The following is a 17,960-nucleotide window of genomic DNA, read 5'->3' as shown; positions in this document are numbered from 1 at the left end:
GAGACACCTCTCACCATGAACAACGGCCCCGCGGCGACGAACAACCCGGCGGCGATCTCCGCGCCCACGAGCGCGAACAGCGCCGTGGCGACGACCGCCACCGCCATCGTCAACATCGCCAGTCTCGTCACCAACGATCCCTCCCTCGGTGATGGCAGTCCTCTGGGCCTGATCCAGGACGCGGCCGTCGTCATCGACGGCGACCGCATCGTCTGGGTCGGTGAAACCAGCAAAACACCCGCCACTGACAACAGGGTCGACGCGGCCGGCCGGGCCGTGATCCCCGGCTTCGTCGACTCCCACTCGCACCTCGTCTTCGCGGGCGACCGCACCGCCGAGTTCAACGCCCGCATGTCGGGCCAGGCGTACGCGGCGGGCGGCATCCGCACGACGGTCGCGGCCACCCGCGCCGCCTCCGACGAGGCCCTGTCCGCGAACGTGGCCCGCTACCTGCGCGAAGCCCTCCGCCAGGGCACGACCACCTTCGAGACGAAGTCCGGCTACGGCCTGACGGTCGAGGACGAGGCCCGCGCCCTGCGGATCGCGGCCGAGCACACGGACGAGGTGACGTACCTCGGCGCGCACATCGTCTCCCCGGACTACGCGGACGACCCGGCCGCCTACGTCGAGCTCGTCACCGGCGAGATGCTCGACGCCTGCGCCCCGTACGCCCGTTGGGTCGACGTCTTCTGCGAGAAGGGCGCCTTCGACGGCGACCAGGCCCGCGCGATCCTCACCGCGGGCAAGGCGAAGGGCCTGCACCCCCGGGTCCACGCCAACCAGCTGACGTACGGCCCCGGCGTGCAGCTGGCGGTGGAGCTGGACGCGGCGAGCGCGGACCACTGCACCCACCTCACCGACGCCGACGTCGACGCCCTGGCCTCCGGCGACACGGTCGCCACGCTCCTCCCGGGCGCGGAGTTCTCCACCCGTGCGGAGTGGCCGAACGCCCGCCGTCTCCTGGACGCGGGCGTGACCGTGGCCCTCTCCACGGACTGCAACCCGGGCTCGTCCTTCACGTCCTCCGTCCCCTTCTGCATCGCCCTCGCGGTACGGGACATGGGCATGACCCCCGACGAGGCGATCTGGTCCGCCACGGCCGGCGGCGCCGCCGCCCTCCGCCGCACGGACGTGGGCCGCCTGACGGTCGGCGCCCGCGCGGACCTGACCTTCCTGGACGCCCCGTCCCCCGTGCACCTGGCCTACCGCCCGGGCGTCCCGCTGGTGACGGAGGTCTGGCGCAAGGGCGTGCGTGTGGCTTGAGCGACCGGCGAGACGTCAAAAGCGGCGGACGACAGTCCGATCGGCCACAGGGCGCGGTTGAGTAGGGGTACTCATGTGGGCGACCCCCGGTCGCTCGCATGATTCCCGCATGAGAACTCCGAACCGCCTCGCGAAGATCGTCCTGGCCACCGCGCTCGGCAGCATGGCCCTGACCGCCTGCGGTACGGCGGACCCCACCGGCAGGCCCGCGGTCAAGGCGTCCGCCGTGGGCGTCGAGGCCCGGCCGACGTCGAAGCCGACGCCCTCGCCGACGTCGACGCGGCCGCTCCCGTCGGACGACCTGGCGAAGCACCCCGACCCGGAGATGCGCTTCCTGGCGCTGTACTCCCGCGTCCTGGACGGCTGCGTGCCGGGCGGTCTGCCCGAGCCGCCCGCCGACCCGGCCGCGGACGACGCGATCCCGCCGCAGAACCTGCCGGACGGGGCGAAGCCGGAGGAGCCCGGGGACCTCTCGGTCCCCTTGGACGCCCCCGAGCCGCCGTCCTCCCCGGAGCCGGAGCAAACCCCCACGAGGTCCGGCCCCGTCGAGGAGGTGCCGCTGAACGCCATCGACAAGTGCGTCGGCGACGCGCACGTCCAGCGCATCCGCGAGGCGTTCGACGGCGCGGGTCCGGCCGACCAGCCCGCCCTGCGGAAGAAGCTGGCTGCCTTGGACTACCCGCCGTCGCGCATCCACCGCATGCCGGACCACGGGGGCTCGCCCCGGGCCCGGATCGACCTGCGCTTCATGGGCAACAACCTGATCCTGGAGGTCACCGGCACCGGTGACGGCGTGCTGGTCGAACCGTTCGGGGCACCGGAGACGATGGACGTGGACGTGGCCGAGGTGAAGCGGAAGCCCGGCTCGGACGACGCCACCGCGTCCTGACCGTCAGGCGGCCGCCAGGCACCTCACCAGGGACTCCGCCGCCCCCAGGGCCGCCACCTCGTCGGGCGTCAGGTTCGGGTCGGCCGCCCGGCGTGTGCGCGCCGCCGGCAGGTGGGGGAGGAGCGGGGTGCGGACGGCCGCGAGGAGGGCGGCGAGGCCCGCGCGGGCGCCGGGGGCGTACGGGGCGGGGGAGACCGCCACCTCCGCGAGGATCAGCGCCGACATGGCGCAGTCCAGGCCCGGCGGGCCCTCCTCGGCGGTCTGCCAGTCGATGACGACGGGGCCCGCGGACGCCGTGAGCACCACGTTCCCCGGATGCAGGTCCAGATGCAGGAGGCGGGAGCCCGGCAGGCCGTGCAGGCGGGTGAGGAGCCCCGCTATCAGTTCGCCCGCCGGTTCCGGCTCGTACGTGCCCTCCAGGAGCGCGTCCAGGAGCGACGGTCCGGCGAGGCGCTCCATCACCAGGTCGGGCCCCTCCGCGCGTACCACCGCCGGAACCGGATAGCCGTGGCCCGCCAGCCGCGTCATCACCCCCGCCTCCCGCGTCGCGTCGTCGCCGTCCCGGTACCGCCGCAGGACCCGCGTCTCGTCGAGTGCGTAGACGTCCGCGGTCCTGCCCTGCCCGATGATCTTCAACTGCCCTGCCCCATCCGCCTCTTGTCCACCGTCACCGCCACGTGACCACTGCTTCGCAGCGAGGCCACGGAATGGCCGAGTATGCCTGCCGAGGAGGGGTTCGGACCGGTACCGTCCTGTCCTGGCAGTACTCAGGGGACCGGGGGGTCGGCAAGGTGAGTGCTTTTCGTGTGCGGATCGTGAGGCCGGGGGAGCTGAGCGAGCGCGAGATCGAGGCGTGGCGGGAACTGCGCGCGAAATCCGGCGCTCCCGCGAACCCCTTCATGGAACCGGAGTTCACGCGCGCGGTCGCCCAGGTGCGCCCCCGCTCGCGGGTCGCAGTGTGGTGGGAGGGGGACGAGCCGGTCGGCTTCCTCCCGTACGAGAAGGGGGCGTTGGGGCAGGGGCGGGCCATCGGCTTCGGCGTCTCCGACAGTCAGGGCGCCGTCCTGCGGCCAGGGCTGCGGCCCGGCTCCCGCGCGGTGCTGCGCGCCTGCGGGGCCGTGGTGTGGGAGTTCGACAACCTGGAGGCCGGCCAGCCCGTCTTCGAGGGCGCCGCCACCGAGTCCTTCGCCTCGCCCGTGATCGACGTCGGCGAGGGGTACGCGGCCTACGAGGCGCTGCTGCGCGTCCAGTCGCCCAAGTTCCTCAAGACCACCCTCGCCAAGGAGCGCAAGCTCGGCCGCCAGGCGGACGGCGAGGTGCGCTTCGTCTTCGACGAGCGCGACCCGGCCGCCCTGCGCACCCTCATGGAGTGGAAGTCCGCCCAGTACCGCAGGACCGGGCGCGGCGACCGCTTCGCCAAGGAGTGGATCACCACCCTCGTCCGCCGCCTCCACGAGCAGCGCACGCCCGGCTGCTCCGGCGTCCTGTCCGTGCTGTACGTGGGGGAGCGGCCCATCGCCGCCCACTTCGGGCTGCGGTCCGGGACCGTGCTGTCCTGCTGGTTCCCGGCGTACGACCCCGAGTTCGCGAAGTACTCGCCCGGGCTCGTCCTCCATCTCCGGATGGCCGAGGGTGCGGCCGCCGCCGGGATCGGGATGCTCGACCTGGGGCGCGGCGACGCCGAGTACAAGGACGCCCTGAAGACAGGGGAGTTGACCGTGTACGAGGGGGCCGTCTTCGTCCCGGGCGCACGCGCCGCCCTGCACTGGCTCGGGCGCGAGCCCGCCCGGCGCGCCCACCGCTTCGTCCGCGACCGTCCGGCCCTCGCGGCCCGGGCCCGCGCCACCCTCAACGGGCTCGCGCGGCTGCGGGGAAACCGATAACCGCGGCGACGTCGGTACGTGCCGAGGGCGAGGCGGAGCCCTGCACCTCCGCACCCCTCGCCGTCGCACCCGATGCGTTCGTCGCACCGCACGACGAGGTCCCGGGTCCGCCGCAGGCCCACCCTTGAAGGGCGGGGCCTGTTGCGTTCCCGGGACCTGTCCAGCACGCGCACCGGATCGCGGACGCTAGCCCGGCGGCTCCGTGGCCGCCGGGCTAGCGCCGGCCGTTCCGGCACCGGGAGCGTGGCCGAGGACCACGACCCATGTGCCGTCGTGACGGGACATCTGCACGTAGGTGGCGAACGGCTTGCCGGCCTGGTCCGTGGCGACCACATGGGCGCTCGCCACGTCGTCACCGAACTCGTGCGACACCTTGACGCTGTCGATCTCCAGTCCCTTGCCGCCGTCGGCGGCCACGGCCTTGCGGGCGTCCGCCTCGACCTCTTCGTAGCCCGGGGGCCCCAGCTTCGCGAGCGCATCCACGTCACGGCTGTTCAGCGCCTGAACGTAGGCTTCGGCGGTCTGCCGTTCCGTACGGCCCTGGGGATCGGGCTCCTGGGTGCATCCCACCAGTAGCGCACAGGCGAAGACGGCCAGCATGGGAGACTTCCGAAAGGTCATGCGTCCCTCATCAAAGGATCAGGTCCGGTGGGCGTACCACCAGGCACGGGGGTACTGCGCCACGATCGTGCTGAGCTTCTTGTTGTGCGTACTGGGCGTGTGGTAGGTGAGGTAGACCTCGTTCGACGTCCGGGTCGTGACGATCATGCTGTGATCGATGATGCCGTCGCGCTTCCAGTCGGCCTGCAGGACGTCGGCCTTGCCCATGTGCCACACGTTGTTGAGTATTTTGGTGCGCTTCGAGTGCTTACTCGCGAACCAGTACCAGTTCTCGGCGCCGGCCCAGGTGTAGCTGGTGGTCCACGTGAAGCTGGCGTAGAACCACTTGCTGTTGTCCTTGCGGCTCATCGCACTGCCCGACGTCGTCCCCCACCCGCCGGCGCGCATCGCCTGAGAGATGAAGTTCGTGCAGTCGTTTCCGTAGACGCGGTAGTCGGAGTTCCCCCGCTTCCAGTACCTGTCCGCGTACGACGCCATGGTGTTGTAGTTGTAGCCGCTGGTCGGGTCCGGCTCCTCGGTCGGCGGGTCGAGGCCGTCGTTCTCCGTCAGCGCGGGCGCCGCCTTGTCGCCCTCGACCTCGGAGTCGGGGGCCGGCACGTCGACCGGCTGGGTGAGCTGGGTCGTCGGGGCGGGCCCGGTCCAGTCGACCCGTGCCAGGTCGCTCGTGAGGTCCCAGGTCCCGTCGACCGCCTTCGTGTAGGTCAGCGTGTGCGGGAGCGAGTACTCCTCGTAGGCCGGCTCGCCGGGCTGCGGGTCCGGGTAGTGGAGCTTGGTGTCCTCGGTCACCTCCACGGTCGCGGTGTTGCCGCTGACCGTCGCCTGGTCGACCAGGAGGTCGACCTCCGCGCTGCTGTAGCCCCCGTTGACGCCTTCGAGTACACGGCCCTGTTCTGCCAGGGCGGCGAAGTCGGCCTCCAGCACTTCCGCCAGGTCGGGCGAGACGTCCGCCGGCGCGCTGGGCGGGAGCTCGGCGCTGAGGGCCGTGACCGCCTCGGCCCGCTTCTGGAGGTATGCCTCGGCGATGCCTGCGAACTGGGCCGTGTCCTCGACCGAGGCCGGCGTGCCCGGCTCGTCCGCCTGGGCGGTGGGAGCCGTCGCGCCCACCACGGCAAAGGCCAGTAGAGCTGCGGAGACGGTTCTCCGCACCTGCGCGTTCCTACGCAAAGTTGTTCCCCCCTGATTCTTGGTGATCACGAACGGTTCTATAGGGGGCCTCAGCCCCTGCACAGGCCCAATAGGGCGCATTGACCGGATCACGCGGGCCGATGGCGGGATGAAGCCCGGGAATCCGGGATTCCCCAGGGGGCGCGCCCGCGCTCGACGAGCGCACCCCCGTGATCGGTGCCGTCAGAGGGTCAGCATCCAGCCGCTGATCGATCCACTGTTCCCTTGCGCGGTGTCCTTGGCCCGAAGCTTCCAGGTGCCCTTCGCCAAAGAGGCGCGCGCGTCCACGACGTAGTGCTCGTGGATCGTGTCGCCGGAATCCTTGGCCGCCGCTGCCCGCAGGGGGTACGCGCGGCCGTCGGGGGCGATCAGGTCCAGCTGGAGGTCGCCGCGCCATGAGTGGTGGATGTCGACGTAGACCCGCGTCGTCTGCGGGGCGTTGCCCGTGCGCGCGCTGCCGACGACCACCGGAGACTCGACGGTGCCCAGGTCGGGAATCTGCGTTTCGGTCCAGTTGTCGAACCACGGGAAGCGAAGGTCCCAGCCGCTGATCGAGCCGCCTGCGCCGATCGAGGTGACACGGAGCTTCCAGGTGCCGTTCGCCTGCTCACCGCTCGCGTCCACCTGGTACAGCTCGTGGATCGCGTCGACCTCGTTGTCCCGGACCTGCTGGAGGGGGTAGAGGGAACCGTCGGGGGCGACGAGGTCGATGTTCAGATCGCCGGGCCCTGCGCGGTGGACATCCACGTACACCTGGAGGGAGGACGGCGCGAGCCTGTTCTGATCGATCTCGATCACCGACTCGGCACTCCCGGAGACAGGGACGGTGACCTCGGTCCAGTTGTCCCACGCGGTCAGTTCAGGATCCTCTTCCGGGTCGGTCCCGCCGCCGCCGCCGAGCGCAGCCGCGTCGAGCTGTATCCGGGGGGTGACCGCGCCCGTGTAGGTGAGGGCTTCGCCCGATTCCAGCAGGAGCGCCTCCAGTTCCGTCACCGACTTCTCGGGGAAGGACTGGCGGAGGACGGCGAGGGCCCCGGCGACGTGGGGGGCGGCCATCGAGGTGCCGTCCTTCGAGGCGAAACCGCCACCGGGGACCGAGGAGACGATGCCGGTGCCGGGAGCGAGCAGGTCAAGCAGCGCGCCGCGGTTGGTGAACGAGGACAGCTGGTCGTCGTCGGTGGTGGACCCCACGGTGAGGGCGGAGGGCACACAGCCGGGGGCGTTGACGGCCTCGGCGTAGCCGTTGTTGCCGGCCGCGACGACCGTGGCGACCCCTTCGGCGAGCAGGTTGTCGATGATCGCCTTGCGGGCGTCGGTGAAGCACGCGCTGGTCCAGCGGCCGCTGCCCAGACTCATGTTCGCCGCGACGATGTCGGTTCCGGCCCGCTTCAGCGCGAGGACCCTCTCCAGCGCCTTGACCTGGGAGCTGGTGAAGCTGAGCACGCACGGGCTCTTGCCGGCGCCGCCGCAGCGGTCGTCGGAGGTGAACTTGGAGAAGACCTGGATGGCGAGGACGTCCGCGTCGGGGGCGACACCGCGCTTGGGGGCACCGTCGACGCCGGTTCCGTCTCCGGCGACGATCCCGGCGACGTGGGTTCCGTGGGAGCAGACGGCGCCCATGGTGGCGCACGGGCCCGTCTCGACGTCCGCGCTGCCGGGGCCCACCTGTTCGCCGGTGCCGTCGGGGCACAGACTGGTGGAACCGACGCTCGCGTCGGTGACCGAGAAGCACGCCTCACCCGTGACGCGACCCGAGAGGAACGGGTGGTCGACGGCGACGCCGGTGTCGAGGACGGCGACCGTGGTGCCGGCGCCGGTCTTCCCGGCCGCGAAGGTCCTGTCGCTGCCTATCGTGAGGGTGGATTCGTCCAGGGCGGGGGCGACCGGTACGTCCTCGGAGACGCTGACGACGTTCGGATCGGCGTTCAGCCGCTGAAGTCCCGCCTCGTCCACGCGGAGGGTGACGAGAGGCAGTGAGTCGTAGGAGACGAGTGTCTCGCCTGCCTCGGAGGCGGAGTCCAAGGCCGCGCGGTGGCGGGTGACGACGTTGACACGGACGGTGCCGCCGTCCGCGGTCGCGTCGAGCAGAGGCGGGTCGACCGGGTCGGGCTCCGTCGAGGCGGCCGGAACGGCGTCGGGCTGGGGGGCGGCGTTCGCCGGGACGGCGGTGAACAGCATGACCGCCGTGACGGCGGCCAAGGCCCATATCGGTCTCTTAGGTCTCTTCACTCATCACTCCGTGGAAGGGCGCTCAGGCGCGCAAGAGAGGGGGCCGGCGGGGCGGCGGAGTGACGGTTGCCGCGGATAACACGGTTCTCCGCACGTCGTACCTCTTCTCCGAGCCGGCCGGTGATCGACGATCATGGACGCTAGGAGTGCCGGAGTGACTGCGCAAGGTATTTGTGGCGACAGCAGGAGTACTGCGTCAACTCAGCGTTGGCGGCGGTCATTTGGAACGAAGTACTCCGCGTCGGGCGCTCGCGGACGGCTCCGTCCCGGTCACCCTCGTCCCCCTCCGTGACCCAAAGGGCGAGTTTGCCTGTCGGGGTGGGGTTCGGGCCGGTACCTTCCTGTCCAGAAGGTCTCGGGGGATGACCGGGGGGTCGGCTAGGTGAGTGTGTGGCGTGTGCGGGGCGCGGTCTGGTGCGAGGACGGTGAGCCGGTCGGCTTCCTCCCCTTCGAGAAGGGCCCGTTGGGGCGCGGCGCGGCGGAGGCGGGCATCGGCCTGCTCGACCTCGGGCGCGGCGCCGCCGAGTGCGAGGACTCGCTGAAGTCCGGCGAACTCACCGTGTACGAGGGCGCCTTCACCCGGCCCTACCCGCGCACCGCCCCGCACTGGCTGAGCCGCGAGCCGGTCCGGGCGGCCCACGCCTCTGTCCGTGAGCGCCCCGCCCCGGCGGCCCGCGCCCGAGAAGCCCTGAACACCGTCGCCCGCCTCAAGGGCGACCGGTAGCCGCAGGTGTCCGTCCCTGGGGGAACCCCGTGAACCAGCAACCCGCCATATCCGTCGCCGAGCTGGAACTCGACGCGTCCGGCGCCGCCGTCGGCCTCCGCGCCGCTCCCGGCGCCCCCGGGCCCGTCCCCGGCGAGGTCTACGCCCTCGTCCGCGTCGACGGCCGCCCCGTCGCCACCGTCCTCGGCCGGTACGAGGAGAGCGAGGACCCCGCCGAGGTCCTCGCCGCGCTCGCGGTCCCCCGCCTGGCGGACGGCACCGCGCCCCGCGCCGACGCGGAGCGCCTCGCGGCGAAGGAAGCCGCCGCCGCGGCGGCGGCAGGCCCGCAGGCCGCCGGCCGGGGAGCCGCAGGTCCGGTAGCCGCCGGCCGGGGAGCCGCGGGACCGGTAGCGGCAGGCCGGGGAGCCGCGGGTCCGGGCCCGGGCGTCGTCCCGCCGCGCGCCTCCGTGATCGTCGCCACCCGCGAGCGCCCCGAGTCCCTCGCCCGCGCCCTCGACTCGCTCCTCGCCCAGGACCACCCCGACCACGAGCTGATCGTCGTCGACAACGCGCCCCGCACCACCGACACCCACGACCTGGTCACCCACAAGTACGCCGGCCGCGTCCGGTACGTCCGCGAGGACACCCCCGGGCTCGCCGTCGCCCACAACAGCGGAGCCGCCGCCGCCGACGGCGAGGTCCTCGCCTTCACCGACGACGACGTGATCGCCGACCCGCGCTGGCTGACCGCCCTCACCGGGCCCTTCGCCGCCGACCCCCGCCTCGGCTGCGTCACCGGCCTCATCCTGCCCGCCCGGCTCACCACCCCCGCCCAGATCCTCCTGGAGTCCCACGGCGGCTTCGCCAAGGGCTTCGCGCCCCGGCTGTACGACCCGGCCCGGCCGCCCGCCGACGAGCCGCTGTTCCCGTTCACCGCGGGCAGCTTCGGCTCCGGCGCCAACATGGCCTTCCGGGCGGCCGCCCTCCGCCAGGCCGGCGGCTTCGACCCGGCGACCGGCACCGGGACCCCGGCCAAGGGCGGCGACGACCTGTACGCCTTCGTCGCCGTCCTCTCCGCCGGCTTCCGCCTCCGCTACACGCCCGAGGCGCTCGTCTGGCACCACCACCGGGAGACCTGGCAGGACCTGCGGAACCAGGCGTACGGCTACGGCGCGGGCCTCACCGCGTACCTCACCGCGACCCTGGTCCGCCGCCCCCGCATGCTGCCCGCGCTGCTCACCCGGCTGCCGCGCGGCCTCGCGTACGCGCGGTCCATGACCGCCCAGCGCGGCGAGGGCGCCGGCGGAGTCCCCGGGGAGCACGGCACCCAGCACCATCCCTGGCCCAGGAGCCTCTCCCGACTGGAGCGACGCGGCATGCTGTACGGACCGATCGGCTACGCCAGGGCACGGGCGCGCGACGCCTTCCGGAAGGCGGACGCCCGATGACCAGCGCGCCCGTTCGCACCCGGATACCCGTCCTCCTCTACCACGCCGTGATGGACGACCCCCCGGACTGGATCGCCGAATTCACCGTCTCCCCCAAGGAGTTCGCCTCCCAGCTCGACGCGATCGTCGCCAGCGGCCGCACTCCGGTCACCGTCGGCACCCTGGCCGCGCACCTCGCTTCCGGGGCTCCGCTGCCGGACCGGCCCACCGCCATCACCTTCGACGACGGCTTCGCCGACCTGGTGGGACCGACGGCCGAGGCGCTCGCCGCACGGGACCTGCCGGCCACGGCGTACCTCACCACCGGGGCCATCACTCCCGGCCGGCCCTGTCTGCTGCCGCCCGCGCCGATGATGACCCTCGCCCAGGCACCGCGCCTGAAGGCGTACGGGATGGAGGTCGGCGGTCACACCGCCACCCACGCGCAGCTCGACACGCTGACGCCGGCCGCGCTCCGGCGCGAACTTCGCGAGTCGAAGGCGGTCCTGGAGGACACCCTCGGCCACGAGATCCGGCACCTCGCCTACCCGCACGGCTACAACAGCCCCGCCGTCCGCCGGGCCGCCGAAGCCGCCGGATACACCTCGGCCGTCGCCGTGCGGCACGCGCTCAGCTCCAGGAGCGACGAGATCTACCGGATCGCGCGGCTCATCGTGCGCCGCAGCCACACCGCCGCCGACGTGGAGCGGTGGATGGAGGGACGGGGCGCGAAGGCCGCGCCGTACCCGGACTCGCTGCCCACGATCGGCTGGCGGCTGTACCGAAGGACGCGTGCGCTGGTGCGCGGAACGGAGTTCGCGGGGTGACGAAGCACCTGTCCACACCGACGGCGGCGACCGGCACGGAACCCGCCCCCGCCCGGGAGCACGAGGGCAAGCCCGCGCCGCGGGAGCGACGCGTCGCCGTGCCCGACCTCACCTGGCTGCCACCCGCCCTGCTGGCGCTCGGCCTCGGTCTGTGGGCGCTCGCCCTGCCCGGGATCGACTTCCGCACCATGGTCGACTACGGGCTCCTGGACCGGCTGCCCGCCCTCTTCTACGTCTCCCTGCTGGTCCTGACCGCCGGCTTCCTGGTGTCGCTGCGGCGCGCCGGGACCTCGCCGGGCTGGCCCCTCGCCCACTGCGTCGCGCTGCTCGTCGCGCTCAAGGCGCCCCCGGCCGTGCTGTACGACTCCGTGCGCTACCCCTGGGCCTCCAAGCACGACGCCGTCGTCGGCACCATCCTCGGCGCCGGCGAACTGCGCCCGGACGCCGCCCTGTCCGGGAACATGTCCGCCTACGACCAGTGGCCCGGCTTCTTCACCCTGAACGCGGCGCTCGTACGGGCCTTCGGCGTCGAGAGCACCGCCGCCTACCTCAACTGGGCGCCGATCGCCCTCGGTCTGATCACGCTGCCCGTGCTCGTGCTGATCTACCGCACCTTCACCGAGGACTGGCGGCTGGTGTGGACCGCCGTCTGGATCTTCCAGCTCGCCAACTGGGTCGGCCAGGACTACCTGGCCCCGCAGGGCTTCGCCTACGTCCTCCACCTGACCGTACTCGCCGTCGTGCTCCGGCACTTCGTGCGGCCCGGTTCGGCGGGACGGCTGCGCGACCGGGCGAATCTCGACCCTGCCGCGGCCACCGTGCCGCCGCCCACGACGCTGCGCCAGCGCGCGGTCTGCGTGGTGATCATCGCCCCGCTGATCGTCGCGATCAACGCGGCCCACCAGCTCACGCCGGTCATGCTCTGCGCCGCGCTCTTCGCCCTCAGCCTCACCCGCCGCTACCGCAACTACGGTCTGCTGGTCGTCGCCGGGCTCCTGATGCTGGCCTGGGACCTCACCATGGGCCGGCCGCTGTTCCTGGAGACGCTCGGCACCCTGCGCGATTCGATCGGCCGGCTCACCGAGAACTCCCGCGCCGGATACGCCGGACAGCTCACCGGCCCCGGACCCGAACTGGCCGGCCAGGCCGGCATCGTCATGGCCCTCGCCGTCGTCCTGCTCGCCGGGATCGCCGTGGTCGGCCGCCGCCGGCTGACCCGCAGCGCGCTCCCGCTGCTGCTCGTCTCCATCGCCCCCGTACCGCTCTTCGCCGTCAACGACTACGGCGGCGAAATGCTCTTCCGGGTCTATCTCTTCGGGCTGCCCGGTGCCGCGTTCTTCGCCGCGGCGGCGCTGGTCCCCGCCGTCGCGGGCACCCACCGGAGCCGCGGCCGTCTCGTCCGTCGCCGCACCGCGGCCATCGCCCTGCCGGTCGTCCTCGTCGTCCTGACGGCCGGATTCCTGCCCGCGTACTACGGCAAGGACGCGATGTACTACACCCCGCCCGCCGAGACGGAGCTGGTCACCCGCGCCATCGACCGGCTGCCCGAAGGCGGTCTGGTCCTCGCCACCTCCGGCTCCTTCCCGCAGGCACTGCACCGCTACGACCAGGTCGAGCACTGGTTCTTCGCCGAGCAGGAGCTGCCCGAGAACAAGAAGATGCTCGTCGATCCGGCCCGCTACCTGGACGAGAGAATCCCGCCCGGCACCACTGCGCACGTCGTCCTCACCCGCACCCAGGACATCTACACGGCCGGCGAGGGTCTGCTTCCGCCGGGCGGCTTCGCGACCCTGCGCGACCGCCTGAAGGCGTCCCCGCTCTTCACGACGGTCGAGGAACACCCGTACGGGATCGTCCTCGCCTACACCCCGAAGTCCACCAAGCCCTCGGCCACCACAGGCGGTGCACCGTGAACACGACCCAGAACCGGATCAGAGCGATCGCCGCCGGATCGGGATGGGTGGCCCTCGCGGCGACCCTGCTGCCGGGCGGCTCCTTCGTGCGCTGGCTGCCCGTGCTGCTCTTCGTCTGCTTCGGACCCGGCCTCGCCCTGCTCCACCCCCAACCGCACGGACTGCGCCCCGGCGCCCGACTGGAGGCCTTCGCACTGGCCGCGCCGATCAGCCTCTCCCTCGCCGCACTCACCGCCACTCTCCTCTTCCTGATCGAGGGGTTCTCCGTGCCCGCCTTCCTCATCCCGCTCGCCGCGTTCGCCACCGTCGTCGCCCTCCTGCCCGGCCTGCCGCTGCCCGCCGCCACCCGCGGCGCGGTCGAACCCGAGGCGGCCGAGCCCTTCCGGTTCCGTAAACGAGGGCCCGGTGGGGGCCGATGACCGGGCAGCACGCCAAGGGCGGCGCCGCCGGACGGCTCGCGGTGGCGCTCGCCGCCGTCGGCGCGCTGACCGCCGGCATAGGAGTGTGGTCGACCGTCGCCGAGGGGGACGACCGGTGCGCCCCCGACACCCGGCTCGTCGCCCCCTGCGGGGCCTGGTGGGGCGCGTACATCCCGTACGACGGCGACAGTTCGCTCGTCCGGCCGGTGCACGCCTTCGAGAAGAAGATCGGCCGTCGCCTCGATCTCGTCTACACGTACCACGACATGTCCGGCAACGAGCTCGACGGCACTCTCCTCACCCCCGACGAACAGGTCCTCGGCCGCGACCGGTTGCTGATGCTCGCCTGGGAGTCCACGGTGTGGAAGGAACCGCACCACGCCGGGTACACCGAGACCCAGCTCGGCTGGAAGAACCTCGCCTCCGGGCAGTACGACGCGGAGATCCTCGACCCGCAGATCCGTCGCATCAAGGCCTACGGCAAGCGGGTCTTCCTCTCCTTCGACCAGGAGGCCGACGCCCGGATCAAGGAGGGCGCCGGCACCCCCGCCGAGTACGTCGCCGCCTACCGCCACCTCCACGACCGGTTCAAGCAGCTCGGGGTGGACAACGTGGTCTGGGTGTGGACGGTCTCCGGCTACCTGGGCAGCGCGGAGTCGATGAAGCAGCTCTACCCCGGCGACGACTACGTCGACTGGATCGGCATGGACCAGTACAACTACTTCCAATGCCACCGGACGACGAAGTGGCTCGACTTCGACAAGAGCCAGCGCCCCAGCTACGACTGGCTCCGCGAGAACATCTCCGCCGAGAAGCCGATCATGCTCTCCGAGTTCTCCACCGCCCCCGACCCGGAACGACCCGCGCGGCAGCGCGACTGGTACACCGCGATCCCGGGAGTGGCGCCGACGCTGCCGGAGGCGAAGGCGTACGTGCACTGGAACCGTGCCGTGCCCGGGCCCGGGTGCGACCTGACGGTCGACTCCGGGCCGGGCCTCGAGGGCTACCGGACCGCCGGCCAGGACCCGTACTTCAAGCAGCCCCTGCCGCGCCGCTGATGGGGCTCAGCGGCGGCCCGCCGCCACCCCGCGGAAGGCGCAGACCGCCATCGTGGCGCCGGCCAGGCCCAGGAAGAGCGGGAGCGGGGCGGTGGCGAAGGCCTGCTGCCCCGCCCACCCGGCCCAGACGAGGACCCACACCATGCCCGCCGTGACCCGGTCGGCCACGCCGAGCACCCGCAGCAGCAGGGCAGCGAGCAGCAGGCACAGCGCCTGGAGCACGATCGGGGTCACGACCGCCGCCGGTCCCGCGGCCTCGCCGAGGAGTGCCGCGCCCGGGCCGCCGGCCGCGGCGGGCCGCAGGCCCAGCAGGGGCGGCGCGGTGTGCAGGGCGAGGAAGGTGGCGAGCAGGACCGTTCCGGCGAACGCCGGCCGGAAGGCGCGGAGGCCGACGGCGGCGCCCTGGAGGGCGACGAGCAGCAGCCCCGCGAGCAGCGTGACGGGCGGGAGCGCGGTCAGCAGACCGGTCCCGGAGAGCCGCTCCACGTCGAGGGCGCCGGCCCCGGCGAGCGGGAGCCAGAACAGCACGGCGGCCACGCCGAGGGACAGCCAGAGCCACAGCCGGAGCCGGGTCGTCGGCCTTTCGGCCCCGTCAGGCCCGTCAGGCCCGTCCGGCCGGTCCGTACCCCCCGCCTCCCGCCGCGCGGGGGTGATCGCCGGCTCGTCCGTCCGCTGCCGGGGTACGTACACGGGGATGCCGAACGCGGGCGTCACCGAGTCGTGCGTCCCCCGCAGATAGGCGCTCTCCCGCGCCCAGTTCGTGCCGTACCCGTCCTCCGCGCGCTCCTTCACCCGCGCGGCCGCCCGGGCCCCCTCGACCGGCGCCCGGCCCTTGAGCGTGGCCCGCAGGCCCGGCACGGACGCCACCGCCATCAGGGTCATCGAGCCGAGGACGGCGTACCCCGCGCCGGCGATGCCGAAGGGCCCGAGGAGGAAGACCGCGCTGCCCAGCACCATGACGCACATCGCGCCCTGGAGCGCGGCGAGCATGCCCGTACGGCCCTGGACGCGCAGCACCCCGATGTACAGCTCGACGGCGACCCGGGGGAGCGCCGCGGCGGCCAGCAGGCGCAGCACGGTCGTGCCGTTCCGGGCGTAGTCCTCGCCGAAGGGCGCGAGGATCAGCGGCGCGAAGACGACGAGGACGAGCACCACCGGGACGAGCAGCAGCGCCATGCGGCGCAGCGCTCCCCTGACCCCCTCGGCGAGGGACTCGGGGCTGTGCGAGGCGTGCGCGGTGAGCGAGGAGGCCATGTTGATGGCCATGAACTCCATCGTGCCGCCGACGGTGTAGGCCGTGTAGAAGAAGGCGTTGTGGGCGGCGTCGAAGCGGACGGCGACCATCATCGGCAGCAGGCTGATCATCAGCAGGCTGAAGATCGAGCCGACGGAGTCCCCGGCGAGGAAGCGGCCGATCTCGCGCAGGGCGGGCGGCTCGCGGTCCCGGTCGGCGTGCGCCTGCCGGGGGATCAGGTGCCGGAAGACGAGCCAGCCGACCGGCACGACGGAGAGCACGATGGCCGCCGCCCAGGAGACGAAGACACCGAGCACCGGCACGCCGACGGCGAGGACGACGAGCAGCACGAGCTTGCCGAGCGAGAAGACGGCGTTGCCGACGGGGACCCAGATGGCCCGTCTGAGCCCGGTGAGGACCGCGTCCTGGAGGGTGAGCAGGGCCCAGCCGATGCTTGCCGCGGTGAAGAAGATCCCGGCGGACACGGTGCCGAGCGGGGCGTACGAGGGGCCCCACCAGTCCAGGGTGAGCAGGAAGACGCCGCAGGCGACGGCCACGACCGCCGTGCTGACCAGGTAGAGGCGGACCACGAGCGGCCCGGTGGCGCGCCCCGCCCGGGGCACGTACCGGACGACCGCACCGGTCAGCGTCGTCGCGGTCAGCGAGGCGAGCATCCGCTGCGCGGCGATGGCGGCGGAGCCCTGTCCGACGGCCTCCTCCGTGTAGTAGCGGGCCGCGACCAGCCAGAAGCCGAGCCCGAGGGCGGCGGAGACGCCGGTGGAGAGCATCAGGGCGTAGGCGTTGCGGAACAGGGAGTTCTCGCCGGATTCGCCCTTCTCGTGCTGCTCCCCGGAGGGTTCCGACACGGCGTCGGCCGAGGTCTTCCCGGTCTCCGCCGCCGTGCCCGATTCCCGCAGCCGTACGGTGTCGGTCACCGGGCGCCGCCGGGGGCCTCCGACAGGCGCGCCGGCCGGGTCCCGGACGCGCGCAGCACGCCGAGGACCTCGTCCGCGCGGCGCGGGTCCACCGGCAGGGCGTGCCGGGCGAACCGGGCGGCGGCCTCCGGCGCGGGGGAGAGGTCGGTGAACGCCTCGCCCGCGTAGGTGTCGAGCGGCGGGTCGTAGACGTAGCCGGTGGTGATCCGGTGCCGGGCGAGGGCGGCGATCGCCGCGTCCCGGTCCTCGACGAGCAGCGGGACGCGGAACAGCGGCTGCGCCGGCTCGTCCGCGGCCCCGGGCGTGCCGTACTCGCTCGCCAGGAGCAGGGCCGTGCCCGCGCGGTGGGCGGCGAGGACGCCGTCGAGCCGGGCCAGTCTGCGGGTGGTGCGGCGCAGCCGCCCCGACCCCGGCCGGAGCCGGTAGTCGTGCATGTCGACCCGTACCCAGGAGTGGAAGGGGGCGAGATCGGGCGCGGCCGGCAGGGCCCGCAGCAGCTCGTCGGCGCGGAGCGGCATCCGGATCTCCTCCCGCTCCTCCATCCCGAGCAGCCGCACCGTCGCGCGCGCGGCCCGTACGAGGCGCATGCCGCGTACGGCGGCCTCCGCGTACGGCCGTGCCAGGTAGGCGAGTTCGTTGCCGGTACGGGTCGGGTGCAGCAACTCGTCCCGCGCGGCGGTGAGTTCCTCGCGCAGCGCCGGGTCGGCGAGGGCGACGAAGCCGCCGGTCTTGGCGGCGGTGTGCTTCGAGAGGCTGAAGACGGAGGCCTCGCCGTACGTGCCGACCGGGCGCCCGCCGACGGTGGAGCCGATCGCGTGGGCCGCGTCCTCGATCAGCGGGATGCCGAGCCGGTCGCAGCGGGCCCGCAGCTCCGGGGCAGGGTCGGGATTCCCGTACAGATTGGTGGTGATGACCGCCGACAGGCCGCGCCAGACGGACTCCGGGACGGCCGTCGTGTCGATCGACCCGTCCCGGGGGTCGAGCGGCGCCTGCACCGGGCGGAGCCCGGCGGCGAGCACGACGAAGAAGATCACGTCGTCGTTGACCGGTGACATCAGCACCCGGCCGCCGGGCTCACACCAGTGGCGCAGCGCGAGGTAGAGCCCGAAGCGGCACGACGGCACGTAGAGGCACTCCCTGCCCCCGAGCCGGTCGCGCATCCGCCCTTCCAGTTCCGCGTACGCAGAAACCATGTGATTCCCCCCTGAATCCCCGGGCTCAATGTGGCCCAATCCGGACGGCGCGTCAACAAGGCCTTCCGGGCGCGCGATCGGCCTGGTGCGGGGCTGCACGCGCGGTCGTACGGAAGGGCCCGTCCCGGGTCGGCGGATCGAGAACGCGACCGTGAACGGGCCCTTTCCGGAGCCATCTTGACGGCTCGGGGGAGCCGCCGGA

Annotated in this window: 15 protein-coding genes; 9 read left to right on the top strand and 6 right to left on the bottom strand. The window is 72.9% G+C overall.

The features are described 5' to 3' along the window. Window positions 1–15 precede the first annotated feature (15 nt). Together hutI and ACIBG6_RS28160 are read left to right on the top strand one after the other, a co-directional pair. Window positions 16–1,263 (top strand): imidazolonepropionase, encoded by a 1,248-nt coding sequence (hutI, locus tag ACIBG6_RS28165; RefSeq protein WP_399225448.1) that lies wholly within the window; start codon window positions 16–18, stop codon window positions 1,261–1,263. Between the two features lie 109 nt (window positions 1,264–1,372). Further along, window positions 1,373–2,152 (top strand): hypothetical protein, encoded by a 780-nt coding sequence (locus ACIBG6_RS28160; protein WP_399225447.1) that lies wholly within the window; start codon window positions 1,373–1,375, stop codon window positions 2,150–2,152. Window positions 2,153–2,155: 3 nt separating this feature from the next. Here the strand turns inward: ACIBG6_RS28160 and ACIBG6_RS28155 are convergent, their stop codons facing one another. Beyond that, window positions 2,156–2,788: a phosphotransferase gene (locus tag ACIBG6_RS28155; protein WP_399225446.1), complete on the bottom strand. Its 633-nt coding sequence runs from the start codon at window positions 2,786–2,788 to the stop codon at window positions 2,156–2,158. Window positions 2,789–2,958: 170 nt separating this feature from the next. On the opposite strand from ACIBG6_RS28155, the gene ACIBG6_RS28150 reads away from it, so the two are divergent. After that, window positions 2,959–4,035: a GNAT family N-acetyltransferase gene (locus ACIBG6_RS28150; protein WP_399225445.1), complete on the top strand. Its 1,077-nt coding sequence runs from the start codon at window positions 2,959–2,961 to the stop codon at window positions 4,033–4,035. A 186-nt stretch (window positions 4,036–4,221) separates the two neighbouring features. Here ACIBG6_RS28150 and ACIBG6_RS28145 read toward each other — a convergent pair whose 3' ends face one another. From ACIBG6_RS28145 to ACIBG6_RS28135, 3 genes are all read right to left on the bottom strand, one after another. Beyond that, on the bottom strand, window positions 4,222–4,656 hold the full coding sequence (locus tag ACIBG6_RS28145; protein ID WP_399225444.1) for a hypothetical protein: 435 nt from the start codon (window positions 4,654–4,656) through the stop codon (window positions 4,222–4,224). 18 nt (window positions 4,657–4,674) lie between these two features. Then, complete coding sequence (locus ACIBG6_RS28140; protein WP_399225442.1) at window positions 4,675–5,802, bottom strand: amidase domain-containing protein; 1,128 nt, start codon at window positions 5,800–5,802, stop codon at window positions 4,675–4,677. A gap of 201 nt (window positions 5,803–6,003) precedes the next feature. Continuing rightward, window positions 6,004–8,019, bottom strand: coding sequence for a S8 family serine peptidase (locus tag ACIBG6_RS28135; RefSeq protein WP_399225441.1), 2,016 nt, complete (start codon window positions 8,017–8,019; stop codon window positions 6,004–6,006). Window positions 8,020–8,431: 412 nt separating this feature from the next. Between ACIBG6_RS28135 and ACIBG6_RS28130 the strand changes: the two genes are divergently transcribed. Genes ACIBG6_RS28130 through ACIBG6_RS28105 form a run of 6 tightly spaced genes read left to right on the top strand, consistent with a single transcriptional unit; the run spans window position 8,432 to window position 14,396 of the window. Further along, window positions 8,432–8,773 (top strand): hypothetical protein, encoded by a 342-nt coding sequence (locus ACIBG6_RS28130; protein WP_399225440.1) that lies wholly within the window; start codon window positions 8,432–8,434, stop codon window positions 8,771–8,773. A 29-nt stretch (window positions 8,774–8,802) separates the two neighbouring features. Then, window positions 8,803–10,200, top strand: coding sequence for a glycosyltransferase (locus ACIBG6_RS28125; protein ID WP_399225439.1), 1,398 nt, complete (start codon window positions 8,803–8,805; stop codon window positions 10,198–10,200). Beyond that, complete coding sequence (locus tag ACIBG6_RS28120) at window positions 10,197–11,006, top strand: polysaccharide deacetylase family protein (protein WP_399225438.1); 810 nt, start codon at window positions 10,197–10,199, stop codon at window positions 11,004–11,006. The genes ACIBG6_RS28125 and ACIBG6_RS28120 overlap by 4 nt, the downstream gene beginning before the upstream one ends. Beyond that, window positions 11,003–12,919: a hypothetical protein gene (locus tag ACIBG6_RS28115; RefSeq protein WP_399225437.1), complete on the top strand. Its 1,917-nt coding sequence runs from the start codon at window positions 11,003–11,005 to the stop codon at window positions 12,917–12,919. The genes ACIBG6_RS28120 and ACIBG6_RS28115 overlap by 4 nt, the downstream gene beginning before the upstream one ends. Further along, window positions 12,916–13,338: a hypothetical protein gene (locus tag ACIBG6_RS28110; RefSeq protein WP_399225436.1), complete on the top strand. Its 423-nt coding sequence runs from the start codon at window positions 12,916–12,918 to the stop codon at window positions 13,336–13,338. Before ACIBG6_RS28115 ends, ACIBG6_RS28110 begins: the two co-directional genes overlap by 4 nt. Next, window positions 13,335–14,396 carry a glycoside hydrolase family 26 protein gene (locus ACIBG6_RS28105; protein WP_399225435.1) on the top strand — a complete coding sequence of 354 codons (1,062 nt, stop codon included), beginning with the start codon at window positions 13,335–13,337 and terminating at the stop codon, window positions 14,394–14,396. The genes ACIBG6_RS28110 and ACIBG6_RS28105 overlap by 4 nt, the downstream gene beginning before the upstream one ends. Window positions 14,397–14,402: 6 nt before the next feature. On the opposite strand, the gene ACIBG6_RS28100 is transcribed toward ACIBG6_RS28105, so the two are convergent. Together ACIBG6_RS28100 and ACIBG6_RS28095 are read right to left on the bottom strand one after the other, a co-directional pair. Beyond that, on the bottom strand, window positions 14,403–16,565 hold the full coding sequence (locus tag ACIBG6_RS28100; protein WP_399225434.1) for a lipopolysaccharide biosynthesis protein: 2,163 nt from the start codon (window positions 16,563–16,565) through the stop codon (window positions 14,403–14,405). Then, complete coding sequence (locus tag ACIBG6_RS28095) at window positions 16,562–17,758, bottom strand: DegT/DnrJ/EryC1/StrS family aminotransferase (RefSeq protein ID WP_399225433.1); 1,197 nt, start codon at window positions 17,756–17,758, stop codon at window positions 16,562–16,564. The genes ACIBG6_RS28100 and ACIBG6_RS28095 overlap by 4 nt, the downstream gene beginning before the upstream one ends. Window positions 17,759–17,960 lie beyond the last annotated feature (202 nt).

Origin of the sequence: Streptomyces sp. NPDC050842 (assembly GCF_044456565.1) — a bacterium.
Classification (GTDB): Bacteria; Actinomycetota; Actinomycetes; order Streptomycetales; family Streptomycetaceae; genus Streptomyces.
This window is presented reverse-complemented; position numbering and strand designations above follow the sequence as displayed.

Bases quoted from the DNA above. Each gene is read 5' to 3' on its own strand.
- hutI (WP_399225448.1), top strand. From the start codon at position 16: ATGAACAACGGCCCCGCGGCGACGAACAACCCGGCGGCGATCTCCGCG.
- ACIBG6_RS28160 (WP_399225447.1), top strand. From the start codon at position 1,373: ATGAGAACTCCGAACCGCCTCGCGAAGATCGTCCTGGCCACCGCGCTC.
- ACIBG6_RS28145 (WP_399225444.1), bottom strand. From the start codon at position 4,656: ATGACCTTTCGGAAGTCTCCCATGCTGGCCGTCTTCGCCTGTGCGCTA.
- ACIBG6_RS28120 (WP_399225438.1), top strand. From the start codon at position 10,197: ATGACCAGCGCGCCCGTTCGCACCCGGATACCCGTCCTCCTCTACCAC.
- ACIBG6_RS28105 (WP_399225435.1), top strand. From the start codon at position 13,335: ATGACCGGGCAGCACGCCAAGGGCGGCGCCGCCGGACGGCTCGCGGTG.
- ACIBG6_RS28095 (WP_399225433.1), bottom strand. From the start codon at position 17,758: ATGGTTTCTGCGTACGCGGAACTGGAAGGGCGGATGCGCGACCGGCTC.